The sequence below is a fragment of the Microcoleus sp. genome, assembly GCF_049646505.1.
Classification (GTDB): Bacteria; Cyanobacteriota; Cyanobacteriia; order Cyanobacteriales; family Microcoleaceae; genus Microcoleus.
In genome coordinates this window covers 1-15,516 of record NZ_JBARVX010000642.1, presented here as the reverse complement: position 1 = coordinate 15,516, position 15,516 = coordinate 1, and the positions used below count along the sequence as shown (strand labels likewise).

Sequence of the window (15,516 nt, the reverse complement as noted above, 5' to 3'; positions counted from 1 at the left end):
GTTCTGGAGTATCATCGGATTCGATCCCCCCAGCCCCCCTTAAGAAGGAGGGTTCTGAAACAGGCAATATTTTTTCGATCCCCCCAGCCCCCCTTAAGAAGGAGGGTTCTGAAACGAGCAATATTTTTTGGTATAGTCCTAATAATCTACTAGCGCGGTGCTGATTTCTGAGGAGGCGATCGCGAATTGTCTTCAAATGCACTGGTTCATCAGCAGCTTCCCAATTATTAATAATCTGAGATTGCACTATCTCCCCAATCAACAATCGGTTCGTAGTAAGGACTTCAGTTTTTCTTCCTAATTCCTGCCCTTGAACAATCAATTTACAAAGCTTTTGAGTCAGAAACGGTTGACCGCCAGTCCACTCCAAAATCTCTTGTAAAACTTCTTGATAATTGTCAACTTTACCCTCAAACCCCTTGACCAAAGGCAAAGATTCGTGTAACTTAAAACCCTGAAGTTCGATCGCGCGACCAATATTAAACGGCGTGCGAGTGGCATCGCTAATTAAATCCGACGGCGTAGCGACTCCCAGCAACACAAATGTCAACCGCTGATATTCTGATTTGTGAGCGCGTTTATTGTAGCACGATCTAATCAAGGCAAAAAAATCATCAAGGGATTCTTTGAAACTGAGAACGCTATCAATTTCATCAATAAAAATGACAATGTTTTGAGAAATCTTTACCAGCAATAACTCTTCAATTAACTCTCCTAAACGTTGGACTGGGGACATCAATTCTCTCTCCCGCCACCAAGTCATAAACTCGACTGCGTTAAACAGGTTGAAATTGCACAAAAGTTTGTAAGCAACGCCGCCGTACCACTTGTCGAGGGAGACTTGCTGGTTGCCAATGTCCGAAAGGTCGATCGTAGCACAAGCAACGCCATCAGCCGAAAGCTTTTGTACAGTTCGCACCAACAAACTAGATTTGCCCATTTGTCGGGAATTGAGCACATAACAAAACTCTCCCGCTTTCAGGGCTTGATAAAGTTCCGAGTCAGCTTGTCGCACCACATAAGTAGGTGCATCTTGCGGGAGACTGCCGCCGATTTGATATTGGTAATCGACTGTCATAATTTTGCCTATAGTTGAATTATTTGGTCACTTGTGTTGTGCCTTTACCGCAAATAACTTTGCCATTTTGATAAATTGGTTCTGCTGGTTTAATTGTACCGTCAGAATCAGTTTCGCACAAGATGGATGTTGTTGTCATTTCATCTTGAGCAGCATTTGGCTCAACTGCTTTAGCAGGAACTACAAACACACCGCCGACATAACTTTTAGGTCCTTCTTGCTTGGATACTCCGTAATTAAAGGCTGCCTTATTAGTAGCGCGAATTGAATATTTGTACCATTTTGTTTTTGTTTCAATGTCAAGTCCTAAATCAGGAATATGATCGCTAAAAGCACCTTTTTTTGCAAATTTAGCTTGCTGAGTTTTGTTCATAAAACTAATATAATGTTTGCCTTCCGATTGCTTACCACCATTTACACTACTCAGATAAGATGGTAGAGCGATCGCGGTCAATACTCCAATGCACATTAAAAGCACTAAACATCCGCAACCATTAACTGGCTTAGAATTTTCTTGACGCATGGTATTAGTCTCCTATTTGTTTGTAGTAAGGACTTTAGTCCTCAAAAAGTGAATTAAATGCCGATTTGAGTTTGTAATCTGCTGTCATTATCCGCCCTAGAATTCGATTATTCTGTTACTGCTGTCGTGCCTTTACCGCAAGCAGTTTTACCATTTTGATAAGTGGGTACTGGCGGTTGAATTGCACCGGGAGAATCAGCTTTGCACAATATGGCTAATGTCTTGAGTTCATCTTTTGCAGCATTTGGCTCAACTTCTTTAGCAGGAACTACAAAGACACCGCCGACATAACTTATACTTTTTGAGTGCTTAGATACTCCATAATTAAAAGCAGCTTGCTTGGTGGCGCGAACTAAATACTTGTAATTTGGGGTTTCAGTTTGAATGCCTGTTCCCAACGCTTCAACCGAATTAGCAAAAGTGTTTTTTTGAGCGAAATAGGCTTTCTGCTCTCTGTTCATTGAGCTAACATACTGTTTTGGTTCCGAGGGAATTTCCAGAATTACCTCATTAATAAATGAGGGGCGAGCTAGCACGCCAATTACTCCGACGTAGATTAAAAACAGCAAGCATTCGTAACGATAAAGTGAAAGGTTAGATAACAGATTTTTTTTGGGACTCATGGTATTGCATCCTCTTTGTTTGTAGTCAGGACTTTAGTCCTAAAATCTCAATTAAATGCAGCGAGGCAGAGCCTCTGGATCTGCGTCACCAGGCGGAGCCTGGTAACGAGGAGGAACGAGGAGGAGTAGGTAAGAATAATCCCTAATATCGCAACTTTTGTGCTTCTTTTTTGTCGGAATATTCGGGTTTAATCGCTTTACTGCCGACTACAAAATCGCGCAATTCCACCCTCGTAAACTTCACACCCCAGGGATCGGTCGTTGTATCCAACTCCTCCACTAAAGTATTATTGAGTTGATGGCGAGCTGTATGAAGTTCCTCGACACTTAATTGAGCAATCTGAGTCCGAATCGAAAGAATCAGCATATTGAACATGGCTTCCTTGAGATTCTGCACTTTGTAGGAAGCTTTTTCTAAGTCAATTACTCGCCAGTACACAATAAAGTCAAGGGTGACAAAAACCCGATCGCGAGTTGCACATTGTTGCGGTGGCAGTTTTAACATTTGCTCGCGCAGAGTTTGTTTGTAAGCGACTGTTTCGACAAACGGAATCAGAAATGTTAAACCGGGTTCGAGTTTTTTGCGATCGTACTTTCCGAAAATCTCAACTAAAGCTTCATCTCCTTGACGGACGATTTTAACGCTACTGACTAAAGATACTCCAGTGATTGCAAACAACACCATCAAAAAATACTGATACATAGTGAATCTCCTGGTAAATAGTTGATAGTTGATTTCTTAGTCCGCGAAGGCGGACTTTGTTTGACAAGAAGCGATTTCAATCGCCGATCGAGCAGTTAACTGTTACCAATCAATCTGTCAGGTATCACAATCAGCGTGTTTCCTTCCCGGCGCAAAACGTAAACTTTTTGTCGGCGTGCGATTAGTTCGGAATCTTCATTGCGAGCTTTCCAAGAAGCACCTTCATAAATCACCATTCCGATTTCTCCCGATAAAATTTCGGAGATAGTTGTGGCTGCGGTGGCTTCGGGAATTACAAACTTTTTGCGAACAATGAAAATCGGTCTAATCCAGATACTTAGGGCGAGAGAAATTCCCATCCAGTAGGATATCTGCCAGTCAAAATCTTCATACATTACGTTCGCCCAATCAAACTGAAATGCTACTGATCCTCTCCACAAAATAAAGGATGAAATTAGAGCAGCAACTCCCATCATCAGCGCGTAAAACCTGTATCTTTGGGGCTGAGTTTTTTGGATAAATAGATCGATCGCACTTAGTACAACCCCTAGCAGCAACCAAAACATCGGCGGTGTGAAAGCGAAACCCGGTTGATTAGTGGCTAACGCTAGCGACAAAATTAGGAGAGAATGCACAATGCTTTTACCTCGTTTTGATGCGATTCAACCTTGTTATTTCTCATCTAATCAGGCCGCTATTTGAGTTCGTGAGTGACTTCTTCGAGAATTCATCGACTTTTCATCGACTTTAGGAGTAGTTACAGAATCTTGGCAAGACTACTAGATTTCGATCCCCCCTAGCCCCCCTTAAGAAGGGGGGGACCGGAAGTGTTCAAAGTCCCCCTTTTTAAGGGGGATTTAGGGGGATCTAGACTTGCCGTAACAACGATATTTCTCAATATTTGAGTCTTAAATCGACTTTTCATCGACTTTTTATCGACTTTGGGGACGGTGGCATTTATGATGGTTTTAGTGTCTCGATCGTTATAAGCAATGCCTCGATCGCTCAGGCTGCGTCTCCAGTGCATTCCCGCAATTAAATCGTCTCTGCTGAGAAATGGCTTCCCCAGTCAGAAAATCTTGGCTGAGGATTTAGGGATAGCCCAATCTACTGTCAGTCATTTCCTGAATGGCAAACCTGTGGATTATGCCAATTTCATCGAAATTTGTCGCGGATTGGGCCAGGAATGGCGCGATATAGCCGATTTTGAGGCGGAATCGGCGCTCGATGAGGTGTTGCCAATATCTGCAAAAATTGCGATCGCCCAATCCAGTCCAGGCCATGAATTAGCTGTCAATTTAAGCAATATTCCTACCACAAAACAGTCAATAATTCAACCCTTGCCAGCAGCCGCACCAGAATTGCCGGGAGGACAAGTAGATTTAGCTTCTTATTTTTATATCGATCGCCCTCCCATCGAATCTCGCTGTTATGAAACCGTCCTCCAACCGGGGGCGCTGATCCGCATCAAAGCTCCCAGACAGATGGGCAAAACTTCTTTAATGGCGCGGATTTTGCATCATGCAGAACAGCAAGGTTCTCGGACAGTAGCGCTGAGTTTTCAATTAGCAAATAGGAGAGTTTTTGCTAATTCAGATACGTTTTTGCAGTGGTTTTGTGCTAGCGTCGGTCAAGAATTGGAAATGCTGGAACAGTTGCCGAAGTGCTGGGAATTAGCAGATTTGATTGGCAGCAATCAGTGCTGCAAGGCTTATTTTGAACAGTATTTACTGTCAGAATCGTCAGCGCCTCTGACATTGGGTTTGGATGAGTGCGATCGCCTGTTTGAATGCCCGGAAATTGCCGACGACTTTTTTGGATTGTTGCGGGCTTTGCACGAAGAAGCCAAGCGGCGAGATATCTGGAAAAAGTTTCGCTTAATTGTAGTGCATTCGACAGAAGTTTATATCCCACTGGATGTGAATAAATCGCCGTTTAATGTGGGATTGCCGATCGAATTGCCGGAGTTTGATGGGCAGCAAGTGCAAGATTTGGCACTGCGGCACGGATTGAATTGGAGTGCGGAGGACATTGCCGAATTAATGGGTTTAGTAGGCGGAAATCCTTATTTAGTGCGGCTGGGAATGTATCATATTGCACGTCAAGATGTGACTTTAAATCAGTTGGTGAAATCTTCAGCTACTGAAGCGGGAATTTACAGCGATCATTTGCGACGGCATTTGTGGAATTTAGATAAATATGCGGAATTGATGGAGGCGATGAGAGAGGTTGTGAGTGTTTCCCAGCCAGTGCGATTGAGGTCAGAATTGGGGTTTAAGTTAAATAGTATGGGGTTGGTGAAATTGGAGGGAAATGATTGTATTGCGAGATGTCGGTTGTATCAGGAGTATTTTGGCGATCGGCTATAATGCAAATAATCCTGAAATCAAAAAATAATGCAACTCTAAGCAAACTTCAAACCCATATCCACTAAGTCATTCCCAAATCTAAAATCTAAAATCTAAAATCTAAAATGGTATAATCCTTATTTAGCCGATCGCCAAATCCACACTAACTACAAATTCGGGAAAAGCCAGCGGCGAAACTTTGTCGCCCCGCCAAAACCTGAGCATTAAACTGTAACCGTTAACAGTCGGCTGGCGGTAAACTTCCAAGCAGTTTTCCTGCAAATTGACTATCCATACTTCCTGAATTTGCGATCGGGCATAAATAGGAAGTTTCACGTCTCTGTCATAATCTATTGAAGTGTCAGCTACTTCTATTAATAGTAACACTTCAGATGGGAGGGGGTGGGCGGTTGAATAATAATCGGCGCGAGGTTGTAACAATACTAGATCGGGTTGCGGCTCAGTGCGATCGCTCAACTGAACGGGGTTCTGCACGTCAAAAGTAGCCAAATTTTCGGGAATTTGGCTGCACAGTCTGGCTAAGCGCCTCACAGAGGAAGCATGACGAGTTCCAATAGCAGCCATTTGCACAAGTTCTCCTTCTATCAATTCTATGCGATCGCCCTCTGAAAGAATCCCAGCTTTACACATTTGATGGTATTCTTCTACTGTGAAAAGTCTTTTGAGCAACTGCACAGCCATAACTTACTGTTCCTCTAATCATTTATTCAATTATAGTCAGTCGCCCTATTAAATACCACTAATGTCTAAAGTCGATGAGAAGTCGATGAGAAGTCGATGAGAACTCAAATAGCTTGGTGATTTAATAGACATAGAAGAGAACAAAGGCGCAGTACGCAAGCTTTGGGAACCTCACCCCAATCATCTGCTAACTCATTTGGAGAACGATCGTGCAGCTTAAAACAAATCCTCTCCTCGAACCACTCAACAAACAAGCACAATTTTCAAAAAAAAACATTCCTCCTAATCAAAAAAACGATGCGGGATTCACTTTAGTGGAACTCACTATTGTGATCATGATAATTGTAATCCTTTCTGCGATCGCCCTCCCTGCTTTTCTCGGCTGTTCCAATAAAGCGAAACAGTCAGAAGCTAAGCAATATGTTAGCTCAATGAACCGCGCCCAACAAGCAAAACACGCAGACAAAGGCGCATTTTCCAATTCCATTACTGGCCTGGGCCTTGGCATTAAAACTCAGACAATCAACTATAACTATTCAATCGGCGCTACAGAAAATGCTGTGTTTAGTTATGGTGTAGCCCGTAGCAACAATAATCTTCGTAGCTATGTCGGGGCTGTATTTTTAGTACCTGTTTCCCCAGCAGCTAAAAATGAAAAGACTACTGTAGCCATTTTGTGTGAAGGTACTTCTTTTGGGAAGACCCAACCGCCTACTCCTATCCTTCAGAATGGTGTTTCTGTCTGTGGTGATGGCACTGTGGAAGTTACGAAGTAAATATCGACAAAAATTATGCCAGAAGTAAAAGTAGGGTGCGTCGCCACGAACAATTCTCGCCCCTTGCGAAAGATTTTAGAGCGACGCACCATACCACTAAGGATCGCGAATTAAATAATTTACACATAATTGTGGGATGGGCGTCCCGCCCGTCCCACAAGAAAAATAAAAATGGTAAGTTCTTAAATTTTCATTCCTAAGTGCCAATTAGTCTGACAGTCATTCAAAAGTCGATGAGAAGTCGATGAGAAGTCGATGAGAAGTCAAATAGTCACGTGATTTAATAGAAATATGGTAGAAAGTGCGATCGCCCAGGTTTGCAAATCCTCGATCGAAGGTCAAAGAGGCGCTACTTCAAAGCTGAATATCGCACATCGCCTCAAACGAATCATCGTCTGAAAACCTCTGGTGTAAAACATTTGGAGAACTATTATGCAGCTTAAAGAAAAGCCTGAACTCAATCAAATCAACCAAAAATCGGAAGCTTCGGTAAAAACTTATCAACCCGATCGGCCCATCAAAGAACGTAAATCTGTCACTACAAGCCATCGGCAAGATTTGCAACCCATCACAGAACCTAAATCTGTCGCCACAGTCGATCGCACAAATTTGCAACCCCTCAAAGAACCTAAATCTGTCCCAAAAACCGATCGCACAAATTTGCAACCCCTCAAAGAACCTAAATCTGTCCCCACAACCGATCGCACAAATTTGCAACCTATCAAACAACGTAAATCTGTCGCAACAGTCGATCGGCAAGATTTGCAAACCATCAAAAAATGTAAATCTGTGGCAAAAACTTATCAGCCACATTTCCTGCCCATAAAAGAACATAAATCTGGTGGAGGAACTTTACGGATTATTGAACCTTTTGTGGTTCTGATAATTATTGGGATACTTGCTCACATCGCCCTCCCTTCTTTTCTGGATTGTTCCCTTAAAGCAAGGCAGTCAGAAGGTAAGCAATATCTTGGCTCAATGAACCGCGCTCAACAAGCTTATTTTGCAGATAAAGGTGCATTTCCCAATTCCGTTAATGACCTGGGTATCAACATTAAAACTCAAACACCCAACTATAAATATTCAACCATATCTATCAAAAATGCTGCGTTTAGTTATGCGGTATCTAGCCACGAAAGAAAGAGTCTTACTAGCTATGTCGGGGCTGTATTTTTAGTACCTGTTTCCCCAGCAGCTAATGATGCAAAGACTACTGTATCTATTCTGTGTGGAGCTACTTCTTTTGGGAAGACCCAACCAGCTAATCCTATCCTTCAGAATGGTGTTCCTGTCTGTGGTGATGGCACTGTGGAAGTGAGCAAGTAAATATTGACAAAAATTATGCCAGAAGTAGTCAAAGGGTTCATCATCTTAACTTGCATCTTCATGCCTCTCGAAAGAATCTTTTCCTTGCACAAGCAAAAGATATTCCGTCGCGGCTGGGCAACCGATGCTACCTATTTTTTTACAGGTCACTTTATTGGCCGGGCAGGCGCTATTATTGTGGCTGTAACCTTGTCGCTGATGACTGATTTACTCAACTCGGAATTGCAAAGCAAAATAGCCTCTCAACCTATCTGGTTGCAGTTTTTAGAAGCAATTGTAATTTCCGATCTGGCATATTACATCGCTCACCGACTGCTGCATGAAATACCCTGGCTTTGGCAATATCATGCAGTCCATCACAGCATCGAACACATGGATTGGTTGGCAGCAGTGCGGGTGCATCCCTGCGAGCAACTCTTTACTCAGATTTGCAAAATGATGCCTCTTTACTGGTTGGGATTTACTAAGGAAGCTTTTGCGGTTTATGCTCTTTATTCGGCGGCGATCGCCTTTTTAATTCATGCTAACATTACTATCAAGTTTGGCCCGCTCAAATGGTTCGTCGCCACGCCGCAATTCCATCACTGGCATCACAGTAAAAGTCCTAAAATCCACAACAAAAATTTTGCCGTTCAGTTGCCGCTGTTAGATTTACTATTTGGCACCCTCTATATGCCAACAAAAAAAATGCCCGATCGATATGGTGTCTCTAATTCGATACCTGCTGGCTATCTCGGACAAATACTCTATCCATTTATCAGAAAAATTAAAATGCTAAATAACAGGTTAAAACTAGGTATCGATCGCTATTTTCGCCCCTTACCTGTAATTCTTGGTCTGAGTTCGATCGCGATTAGTTCTTTGACTGTAATGGCTTTAATCAATCACATGGACATCCCTACTTTTATTGCCAGTTGGAATTCTCAACAAGTAACTGTTGCCGAATTGCAGCAAGGTAAGTTGAAACCGGTGATTTTGATTGACGTGCGATCGCCCGAAGAGTACGCAGAAGATCGCATCGGTGAAAGTCCGCTGGTTCCCCTGATTGACATTGAAGCTGGATTCGGTATCAAGCAAGTGCAAGCTATTGCTCGATCGATTGTCAAATCCAATCAACCTCAACCAACGATTGTACTTTATTGTGCGCGGGGAGGGCGATCGGTTAAAGCATACCAAAAATTGCAAAAAACTAATTTGAAGTTAGCTTTCCTCTCTGGCGGTATCACAGCGTGGCGGGAAGCTGTGCCTGCTAAACAAGACGCTGAAATATTAGCGCCAATTACTCGATCGCTCCCAGAGACAGTCAGAAGTAATTAGTTAGCTAAAGCAAAAGCAGAGAATAAGGAAAACTAAAAAATATCTATCAATAGAAAGGTGTATCGAGGTGAATGATTCGGTATCTTGAAAATAAGCAGCAAAAAAAATATTCAGCAATCTGCAACGGTTGGCTGTGCTGGCAAGCTGCACAATAATTTGAGTTAACATAACTTGATTCCATGCAAAATACCGCAGACTTACTCCCCAAAATCGACTCGCCGAGTCTTCCTAAAAAGCAACCCGCACTTCCAAATTATGAAGCAGCCGATCGCCAATTTGTCAACTTATTAGAGGTGGATGATTTAGACAAAACGGTGGCTGCAAAACCGTTACTTGTTAGCGATTTTGAAAGTGCGATCGCCTTTGCGCTGCGCCAGGCCTATCAGGAACCGGACGGCGACGATAGCGCCCACCGCTTCTTGCAGCGCGTGCTGTACCGCATCAACAGACTCAACTTATTTTGGTACGACGATTTGCGCCGCTACAACAACGAGCGATCGCACTATTTGCGTTCCGTGCGCGATCGCATCGAAGCATCTTGGCAGGAGTGGGAAAGCGCCCAAATCGACGTTGCAGCCCTGCAAAACAGCGAGGATGTCAAGCAAGCCCTGCGCGATCGCGCCGCCGCCGATGTCGATCCAGAACTCACCGAGATCGACCGCTATTTGCGAGAACAGATGACAGAAGCGGGATACAGACACCTGCTGGCGATCGCCTCCTTCGACGGTTTAGTCGAAGCCAGCCGGGTTTCTCGCATCATCGGCGGTGCCGGCAACGAAATTCAGTCAACCCTGACGCGGGTGCTGATCGAAGAATACGGCGGCGGTCGCTTAGCCCGCAAGCACTCCACCTATTTTGCCCAAATGCTGGCAGAATTCGGCATGAGCACGGAACCCGAAGCCTACTTTGATTTAGTACCTTGGGAAGTCCTCGCCAGCATCAACCACAACTTCTTGCTTACCGAACGCAAGCGCCATTTTCTGCGCTACAACGGCGGACTCACCTATTTTGAAGTAGCCGGGCCCGTCGCTTACCGCAATTATCTCGCTGCCGCCAAGCGGCTGAACCTCTCGCAAGCTGCAATGGGTTACTGGGAACTGCACATCCGCGAAGACGAACGTCACGGGCGCTGGATGCTTGATGAAGTGGCGATCCCGCTGGCTGACAAATACCCGCAGGAAGCGTGGGAACTGGTGTTGGGCTACGATCAGGAGAAGTCGATCGGCGATCGGGCTGGGGCTGCTGTGGTGCGATCGATCCAAGCCGCACAACAAAATTAACAGCTATCTCGCAGGGTGCGTCAGAGACTGATGCACCCTAGATATTGCACCGTTCTCAATAAGCCTTTTAGGAACAGGCTGTCCGGCCTGTTCCTAAAAGAGTGTATTTCTTGTGGAACAGGCCGGACAGCCTGTTGCTGACAATGGTGCAACATCTCAGATGCACCCAACCCAACCTGTATTTTAAAAAGCAGTCATTAATTGAATTAGCTCGATCGACAAATCTCTTTGCGACTTTTGCTGCTGCTTAAACAAAACACCCGCCAGCAGATAGATATTTTCCGAATAAAAAGCCATTCCCTGTTTGCGGAGACTGGCGATCGCGCTTTTCACCTTTGGTTCCGAACTGTAATAGCCAAAATTTAAAGGTGCAATCTCAAAATTCGCCACCGAGTAGCCTCTATCCAAGGCATAATCGATCAAACCCACAGGATTAGAATAGCTAGAAACCATCAGCAAAACTTGATCGCATCCCAAAGATAAAAGTTTTCTAGCAATTGTAGAACCATCACTCCCGCCGTGCAACAGCGGTTGATAAATCTTGTTATCCACCGCAGGCAAATAAGGCGGATTCGAGATTATACAATCCGCCGAATCGTATAAAGGCGAATCAAAAAAAGAACAATTGTTGACCTTGTATTTTTCGCTGAGTTGATATTGCTTAATTTGAGATTGAGCAATTTTCCAAGCTACATTATTTAGCTCAAATCCCTGTATTTCCCCGTCAAAATCTGTTCTCAGCAAAGACTTAATAACTGGACTTCCCTCACCAGAACCAAACTCTACGATAAGTCGAGAATTGTCGCTGGCATTTAACACTAAACTTTCCAAGCAGTGCGAGTAAAAATCCGATTCTTCCGGGCAGTGGAATACCTGTTTTAGAGGAGTGGATGAAGTGAGCATAAATTCTGTAACAAAGTTTACTGTTTTCAAAATATCGAATAATTAATAGTGCAGCCATCTGTCGCAAGAGCTATTTTTTGAATTATCAGTCATCCATACACTACTGGGTTTGCAGTTAGGACTTCATACTAAATCCGGGAAAAAACCCCTCGATCGTCCATGACTGTCTAGGGTGCGGCTCCACAAACAAATACCGCGGATGGCGAATAGCCGAGCGACGCACTTTTGCTACAGCATAAAAAGGGTATGTTACTCGGTAGCGCTCTTAAAAGTAGCCTAAAAAATTTGCTGCGCCCCTTGGGGAAATTCTTGTGCTTGTGAAGGTAATGTGTCAAATTGCTGTTCGGACATAATGGTCTTCAATTATTAAAAACTAATTCTATCTTATCTACTATAAACAACTAACTTCCTCTCTCTAAAAGGCCTTTTAAGACAAAACTTATCTCAATCTTAGGACAGATGTAATATTTAAATTATTATTGCGATCGTAAACATAAATGTTTTGGTGGCTGGTTCAGCAAAGTGTGGGTAATTTACCCGCTAAAACATGGATTAATCAGACTTGGTTTTTTTGACCTGCGAACTCAGAAAATACGTCAGCGAAGCTATTACTAAAGCGATACTTGCTCCGAGGGGAAGGATGTTAGTCCCGCCGTTCCACCTCACTACCTCCGCGAGAAACAATACGCTCAATACGACGACAATCACGCTGGTGAGTTTGGTTTTGAGGTCGTCGATGGTGTGAATTTCCAGCCAGATGGGTACTTTAATGCGCTCATCAATAAACAGCTCGTAAAGTCCGAGTGCCGTAATGTAAAATACTGTGGCTAACAGAAACAAATCTACAACTTCCACACAGGACAAAATCAGTTTTTTTGAGTTTTCACTGGAAATCGATCCTGTAGTTGTGTGCGCGATGGTAGTGATAGTTTCCAGGGCACCGTAAATCAAAAGCGTCACAGAAGCTGCAAAAGAACCGATTACAGCAATTAACATTAGATACCGACTTTTGGCAAGAATTCGATGCAGCATAGTTGATGTCCAGTGGGAAATTTGTTAGAGAACAACCTTTCTCTGGCATACCTTTGACTTTTAACTATATCAGCGTTTGCCCGATCGCACTCACAAGCAATTATGCTCAAACGCTCCGCTGCTGCTCAATCTCGTGTCACCCGGTTTCGCCTCGTACAGCCCTGAGTTAGCCTTCGGAGCAGACGGCGAAAGTCAAAGCAAGTGCATCTGCGTCAGAGCTTGTACAAAAGTGAGATCGCCCGACGGGCGAAGCTTGTAGCTATGGGAGCGCACTTCACCGCCAATTTATTCAAACAACACAAAATTAATCCTCAGTTTCCACAAAAACAGTCACAGCCGCCACAGCAATCAGCATTTCATCATTTTTATCATTCAGAGAGGCGATCGCCCTTCCGGCCACCACCATCCCCCCTTGCTCGACAATCAGAGTTTTGCTACCAAAAGGCAGCACCGCCAATACCTCATCGGGCCGCACTTGTTCCGGGTAAGGAACAGCCACCTTAACCTCCACAATCATTTGATTTGGATCGCTCAAACCCGCCACTTCCCAGACACCCAGCAAAGCATTGTGGGCGATCGCATTCCGTACAGCCCTTGCACAGGCTACAGTCGGTTCCTGTCCGTGCTGGTCAATACCCATCCCCATTTCAATGATGAAACATTTACGTGCCACAGTTACCCCTGGGTTAATTTTTGTTAGCAATAGTTAGCGCCAGCTTTCGCGATCCGTCCCCTCTTCAGAGCAAAGCCCCCCGTACTGAGGCTGCGCCAACAAAGACGATCGCACTCTCAACCAAAACAATTATCCACCAAATCTACCGCAATTTAGATTATTTTATCGATCGACACAACCACAAAACAATCATCATAATTTAAACAAAGAATACAACTGCATCCAAGCGCCAAAGCCCGACACTCATCAATCATTCTCAATCCAATCAAATCTCAAGTCTCAAATCGTCCAACTTATGGTAATATAACCGAATTCACCATTCCTCGCGGACTGCCCAACTCATCGCCAGCTTCAATCATGGATAGTTTTCTACCAATTGCCTACTTTCAAAACCAATTTCTCCCATTTACCGACGCCAACATTTCCATAGCCACTCACGCACTGCACTACGGAACCGGAGTATTAGGCGGGTTGCGAGGAATACCCGACCCCGAAAATGCCGATCGCATCTTACTATTTAGATTAGACCGCCACTGTCAAAGATTAAGCCAAAGTGCCAGCTTCCTCCACTGCGATTTACCCGCCGACAAAATTCAACAGATAATCATTGATTTTGTCCACAAAAACCAGCCCACAAAATCATTTTACATCCGCCCTTTCGTCTACACATCCAGCTTAGGAATTGCCCCCCGACTCCACAACGTAGAAACAGACTTCTTTGTCTACGGATTAGAACTTTCCGATTACTTACCCAAAGCAGGAGTTAACTGTAGAATTAGCTCTTGGTACCGCCAAGAAGACCGCAGCTTACCATTAAGAGGTAAAATTAGCGGCGCTTACATCACCTCAGCCTTAGCCAAAACAGAAGCAGTAGAATCCGGCTTCGACGAAGCGATTATGATGAACACCCAAGGAAAAGTCAGCGAAGCTTCAGGAATGAACATATTTGTCGCCCGAAACGGTAAATTAGTGACACCAGGTTTCGATCAAGATATCCTCGAAGGAATTACCAGAGACAGCGTTATAACTATCGCCAGAGACTTAGGAATAGAAGTCATAGAAAGACCAGTTGATAAATCAGAACTGTTGATTGCAGACGAGATTTTCCTCTGCGGAACCGCAGCAAAAATTACCCCAATCAACCGAATAGAAAACTATCAATTGCCCAAAAACCGACCCATCACCGAAAAGATTTTGGACAAACTCACCGGGATTATCGAAAATCGCGACAGCAAGTACAAAGACTGGGTATTTGCGATCGATCTTAATTAACCGTTTGTAGTGAGGATTTCAGTCCTGCTTTTAAGAACTAAATTCCTCACTGCAGTCCCGTTTGTAGTGAGGACTTCAGTCCTTCTTTTCGTGACAAAAGTCCTCACTGCGAACCATGACTCGCTCCTTTATGCAAGCGAGATGAATAGCAGAAATTAAGAAATGCGATGGAAGCTCAAGAATTTTATGAACAAGGATTCGACCTCGGTCGCAGAGGGCTGTACCATGAAGCAGTTGAAGCTTTTACTCAAGCAATTAATCTCAATCCTGACTTTGTAGAAGCTTATATGATCCGTGCTACTGCTAGAACAGGAACTGGAGACCTACAAGGGGGAATTGAAGATTATGAGAAAGCTATGGATATCTACAGGGCTAGAGGACAATCGCAAATAGCTGATATGCTTTTAGTTCCTTGGGGTGCCCTGCACAATGAAATTAGGTTTAAGGACTAAAGTCCGAACGATCGAACAAAGTTTACTCACACAAAACAGCCGCGTAAAATTGCATACTATCTTCGAGAAAACTCGCTATAAAATAATAGCTATAATCCTAAGATTCCTGCATTCTTAAAGTAGAAACAAGTAGGGTGTGTTGGTGACAACTTTTGCCAAATAACGAGATATCACAATCCGCTGTAACGCACCGCGATCAGTTGTTTTGGTGCGTTACTACAAGATGGCGATCGCACTAAAGCTCAGGGTATCGTGACGAATGAGTAAGGCTTATGTTTCTGTTGCACTCAGACACTTGGTTTGCGATCGCCTTATTGATTGAGTACAGAAAAACTATTCCTATTCTGGTATTTTTGATCGGAAACAGCGATCGCACCGTTGATTTACCAAAAGTGATTGCACTCTAACTTCTGCTCGTAAATATAATGCGATCGCCTCTTTTCTTCACAACAAGTGATCGCGCCACTTCCCATTCCCCTCCAGGTTCCAGTTCCCTTCCAGTTCCCCT

General features: G+C 43.9%; 18 protein-coding genes. 9 read left to right on the top strand and 9 right to left on the bottom strand.

Going from position 1 to position 15,516, the window contains the following annotated elements; genetic code table 11:
• The 5 genes from WBA89_RS29635 to WBA89_RS29615 form a co-directional block, all read right to left on the bottom strand.
• Window positions 1-1,078, bottom strand: a 1,078-nt coding sequence (locus WBA89_RS29635) for an AAA-like domain-containing protein (protein WP_424411225.1), incomplete at its 3' end; no start/stop codon positions are given.
• Window positions 1,079-1,097: 19 nt separating this feature from the next.
• Complete coding sequence (locus tag WBA89_RS29630; RefSeq protein WP_424411223.1) at window positions 1,098-1,601, bottom strand: type IV pilin-like G/H family protein; 504 nt, start codon at window positions 1,599-1,601, stop codon at window positions 1,098-1,100.
• 107 nt (window positions 1,602-1,708) lie between these two features.
• Window positions 1,709-2,224 carry a type IV pilin-like G/H family protein gene (locus tag WBA89_RS29625; protein WP_424411221.1) on the bottom strand — a complete coding sequence of 172 codons (516 nt, stop codon included), beginning with the start codon at window positions 2,222-2,224 and terminating at the stop codon, window positions 1,709-1,711.
• A gap of 142 nt (window positions 2,225-2,366) precedes the next feature.
• Complete coding sequence (locus WBA89_RS29620) at window positions 2,367-2,927, bottom strand: SPFH domain-containing protein (RefSeq protein ID WP_424411219.1); 561 nt, start codon at window positions 2,925-2,927, stop codon at window positions 2,367-2,369.
• Between the two features lie 95 nt (window positions 2,928-3,022).
• Complete coding sequence (locus tag WBA89_RS29615; RefSeq protein ID WP_424411217.1) at window positions 3,023-3,562, bottom strand: NfeD family protein; 540 nt, start codon at window positions 3,560-3,562, stop codon at window positions 3,023-3,025.
• Window positions 3,563-3,919: 357 nt separating this feature from the next.
• Here WBA89_RS29615 and WBA89_RS29610 point away from each other — a divergent pair, with 357 nt between their 5' ends.
• The gene (locus tag WBA89_RS29610; protein ID WP_424411215.1) at window positions 3,920-5,296 is read left to right on the top strand and encodes an AAA-like domain-containing protein; all 1,377 of its coding nucleotides are present in this window, start codon (window positions 3,920-3,922) and stop codon (window positions 5,294-5,296) included.
• Window positions 5,297-5,416: 120 nt separating this feature from the next.
• Here WBA89_RS29610 and WBA89_RS29605 read toward each other — a convergent pair whose 3' ends face one another.
• Entirely contained in the window at window positions 5,417-5,977 is a 561-nt protein-coding gene (locus WBA89_RS29605) for a Uma2 family endonuclease (protein ID WP_193971175.1), read from the bottom strand.
• 209 nt (window positions 5,978-6,186) lie between these two features.
• Here WBA89_RS29605 and WBA89_RS29600 point away from each other — a divergent pair, with 209 nt between their 5' ends.
• The 4 genes from WBA89_RS29600 (at window position 6,187) to WBA89_RS29585 (ending at window position 10,676) form a co-directional block, all read left to right on the top strand.
• Window positions 6,187-6,753 (top strand): type IV pilin-like G/H family protein, encoded by a 567-nt coding sequence (locus WBA89_RS29600; RefSeq protein WP_424411213.1) that lies wholly within the window; start codon window positions 6,187-6,189, stop codon window positions 6,751-6,753.
• Window positions 6,754-7,185: 432 nt separating this feature from the next.
• Complete coding sequence (locus tag WBA89_RS29595) at window positions 7,186-8,079, top strand: type IV pilin-like G/H family protein (RefSeq protein WP_424411211.1); 894 nt, start codon at window positions 7,186-7,188, stop codon at window positions 8,077-8,079.
• 15 nt (window positions 8,080-8,094) lie between these two features.
• Entirely contained in the window at window positions 8,095-9,396 is a 1,302-nt protein-coding gene (locus tag WBA89_RS29590) for a sterol desaturase family protein (protein ID WP_424411209.1), read from the top strand.
• 179 nt (window positions 9,397-9,575) lie between these two features.
• The gene (locus WBA89_RS29585) at window positions 9,576-10,676 is read left to right on the top strand and encodes an iron-containing redox enzyme family protein (RefSeq protein WP_424411207.1); all 1,101 of its coding nucleotides are present in this window, start codon (window positions 9,576-9,578) and stop codon (window positions 10,674-10,676) included.
• Between the two features lie 183 nt (window positions 10,677-10,859).
• Here WBA89_RS29585 and WBA89_RS29580 read toward each other — a convergent pair whose 3' ends face one another.
• From WBA89_RS29580 to WBA89_RS29570, 3 genes are all read right to left on the bottom strand, one after another.
• The gene (locus tag WBA89_RS29580) at window positions 10,860-11,579 is read right to left on the bottom strand and encodes a methyltransferase (protein ID WP_424411205.1); all 720 of its coding nucleotides are present in this window, start codon (window positions 11,577-11,579) and stop codon (window positions 10,860-10,862) included.
• A gap of 552 nt (window positions 11,580-12,131) precedes the next feature.
• A complete protein-coding gene (locus WBA89_RS29575; RefSeq protein WP_424411203.1) occupies window positions 12,132-12,611 on the bottom strand; it encodes a YqhA family protein in 480 nt (159 codons plus the stop codon).
• A gap of 304 nt (window positions 12,612-12,915) precedes the next feature.
• Entirely contained in the window at window positions 12,916-13,284 is a 369-nt protein-coding gene (locus WBA89_RS29570) for a Lin0512 family protein (protein WP_193971185.1), read from the bottom strand.
• 20 nt (window positions 13,285-13,304) lie between these two features.
• Between WBA89_RS29570 and WBA89_RS29565 the strand changes: the two genes are divergently transcribed.
• The 4 genes from WBA89_RS29565 to WBA89_RS29550 all read left to right on the top strand — a co-directional run bounded on the left by WBA89_RS29565 (window position 13,305) and on the right by WBA89_RS29550 (window position 15,415).
• Window positions 13,305-13,487 (top strand): hypothetical protein, encoded by a 183-nt coding sequence (locus WBA89_RS29565; protein WP_228055993.1) that lies wholly within the window; start codon window positions 13,305-13,307, stop codon window positions 13,485-13,487.
• A 154-nt stretch (window positions 13,488-13,641) separates the two neighbouring features.
• On the top strand, window positions 13,642-14,556 hold the full coding sequence (locus tag WBA89_RS29560; protein ID WP_424411200.1) for a branched-chain amino acid transaminase: 915 nt from the start codon (window positions 13,642-13,644) through the stop codon (window positions 14,554-14,556).
• Window positions 14,557-14,723: 167 nt separating this feature from the next.
• Entirely contained in the window at window positions 14,724-15,008 is a 285-nt protein-coding gene (locus WBA89_RS29555) for a tetratricopeptide repeat protein (protein ID WP_424411198.1), read from the top strand.
• Between the two features lie 272 nt (window positions 15,009-15,280).
• Window positions 15,281-15,415 (top strand): hypothetical protein, encoded by a 135-nt coding sequence (locus WBA89_RS29550; RefSeq protein WP_424411196.1) that lies wholly within the window; start codon window positions 15,281-15,283, stop codon window positions 15,413-15,415.
• Window positions 15,416-15,516 lie beyond the last annotated feature (101 nt).

Excerpts from the sequence above, each read along its gene's own strand:
- WBA89_RS29630 (WP_424411223.1), bottom strand. The coding sequence starts at position 1,601 with ATGCGTCAAGAAAATTCTAAGCCAGTTAATGGTTGCGGATGTTTAGTG.
- WBA89_RS29625 (WP_424411221.1), bottom strand. The coding sequence starts at position 2,224 with ATGAGTCCCAAAAAAAATCTGTTATCTAACCTTTCACTTTATCGTTAC.
- WBA89_RS29620 (WP_424411219.1), bottom strand. The coding sequence starts at position 2,927 with ATGTATCAGTATTTTTTGATGGTGTTGTTTGCAATCACTGGAGTATCT.
- WBA89_RS29610 (WP_424411215.1), top strand. The coding sequence starts at position 3,920 with ATGCCTCGATCGCTCAGGCTGCGTCTCCAGTGCATTCCCGCAATTAAA.
- WBA89_RS29605 (WP_193971175.1), bottom strand. The coding sequence starts at position 5,977 with ATGGCTGTGCAGTTGCTCAAAAGACTTTTCACAGTAGAAGAATACCAT.
- WBA89_RS29595 (WP_424411211.1), top strand. The coding sequence starts at position 7,186 with ATGCAGCTTAAAGAAAAGCCTGAACTCAATCAAATCAACCAAAAATCG.
- WBA89_RS29590 (WP_424411209.1), top strand. The coding sequence starts at position 8,095 with ATGCCAGAAGTAGTCAAAGGGTTCATCATCTTAACTTGCATCTTCATG.
- WBA89_RS29585 (WP_424411207.1), top strand. The coding sequence starts at position 9,576 with ATGCAAAATACCGCAGACTTACTCCCCAAAATCGACTCGCCGAGTCTT.
- WBA89_RS29580 (WP_424411205.1), bottom strand. The coding sequence starts at position 11,579 with ATGCTCACTTCATCCACTCCTCTAAAACAGGTATTCCACTGCCCGGAA.
- WBA89_RS29575 (WP_424411203.1), bottom strand. The coding sequence starts at position 12,611 with ATGCTGCATCGAATTCTTGCCAAAAGTCGGTATCTAATGTTAATTGCT.
- WBA89_RS29560 (WP_424411200.1), top strand. The coding sequence starts at position 13,642 with ATGGATAGTTTTCTACCAATTGCCTACTTTCAAAACCAATTTCTCCCA.
- WBA89_RS29555 (WP_424411198.1), top strand. The coding sequence starts at position 14,724 with ATGGAAGCTCAAGAATTTTATGAACAAGGATTCGACCTCGGTCGCAGA.
- WBA89_RS29550 (WP_424411196.1), top strand. The coding sequence starts at position 15,281 with ATGTTTCTGTTGCACTCAGACACTTGGTTTGCGATCGCCTTATTGATT.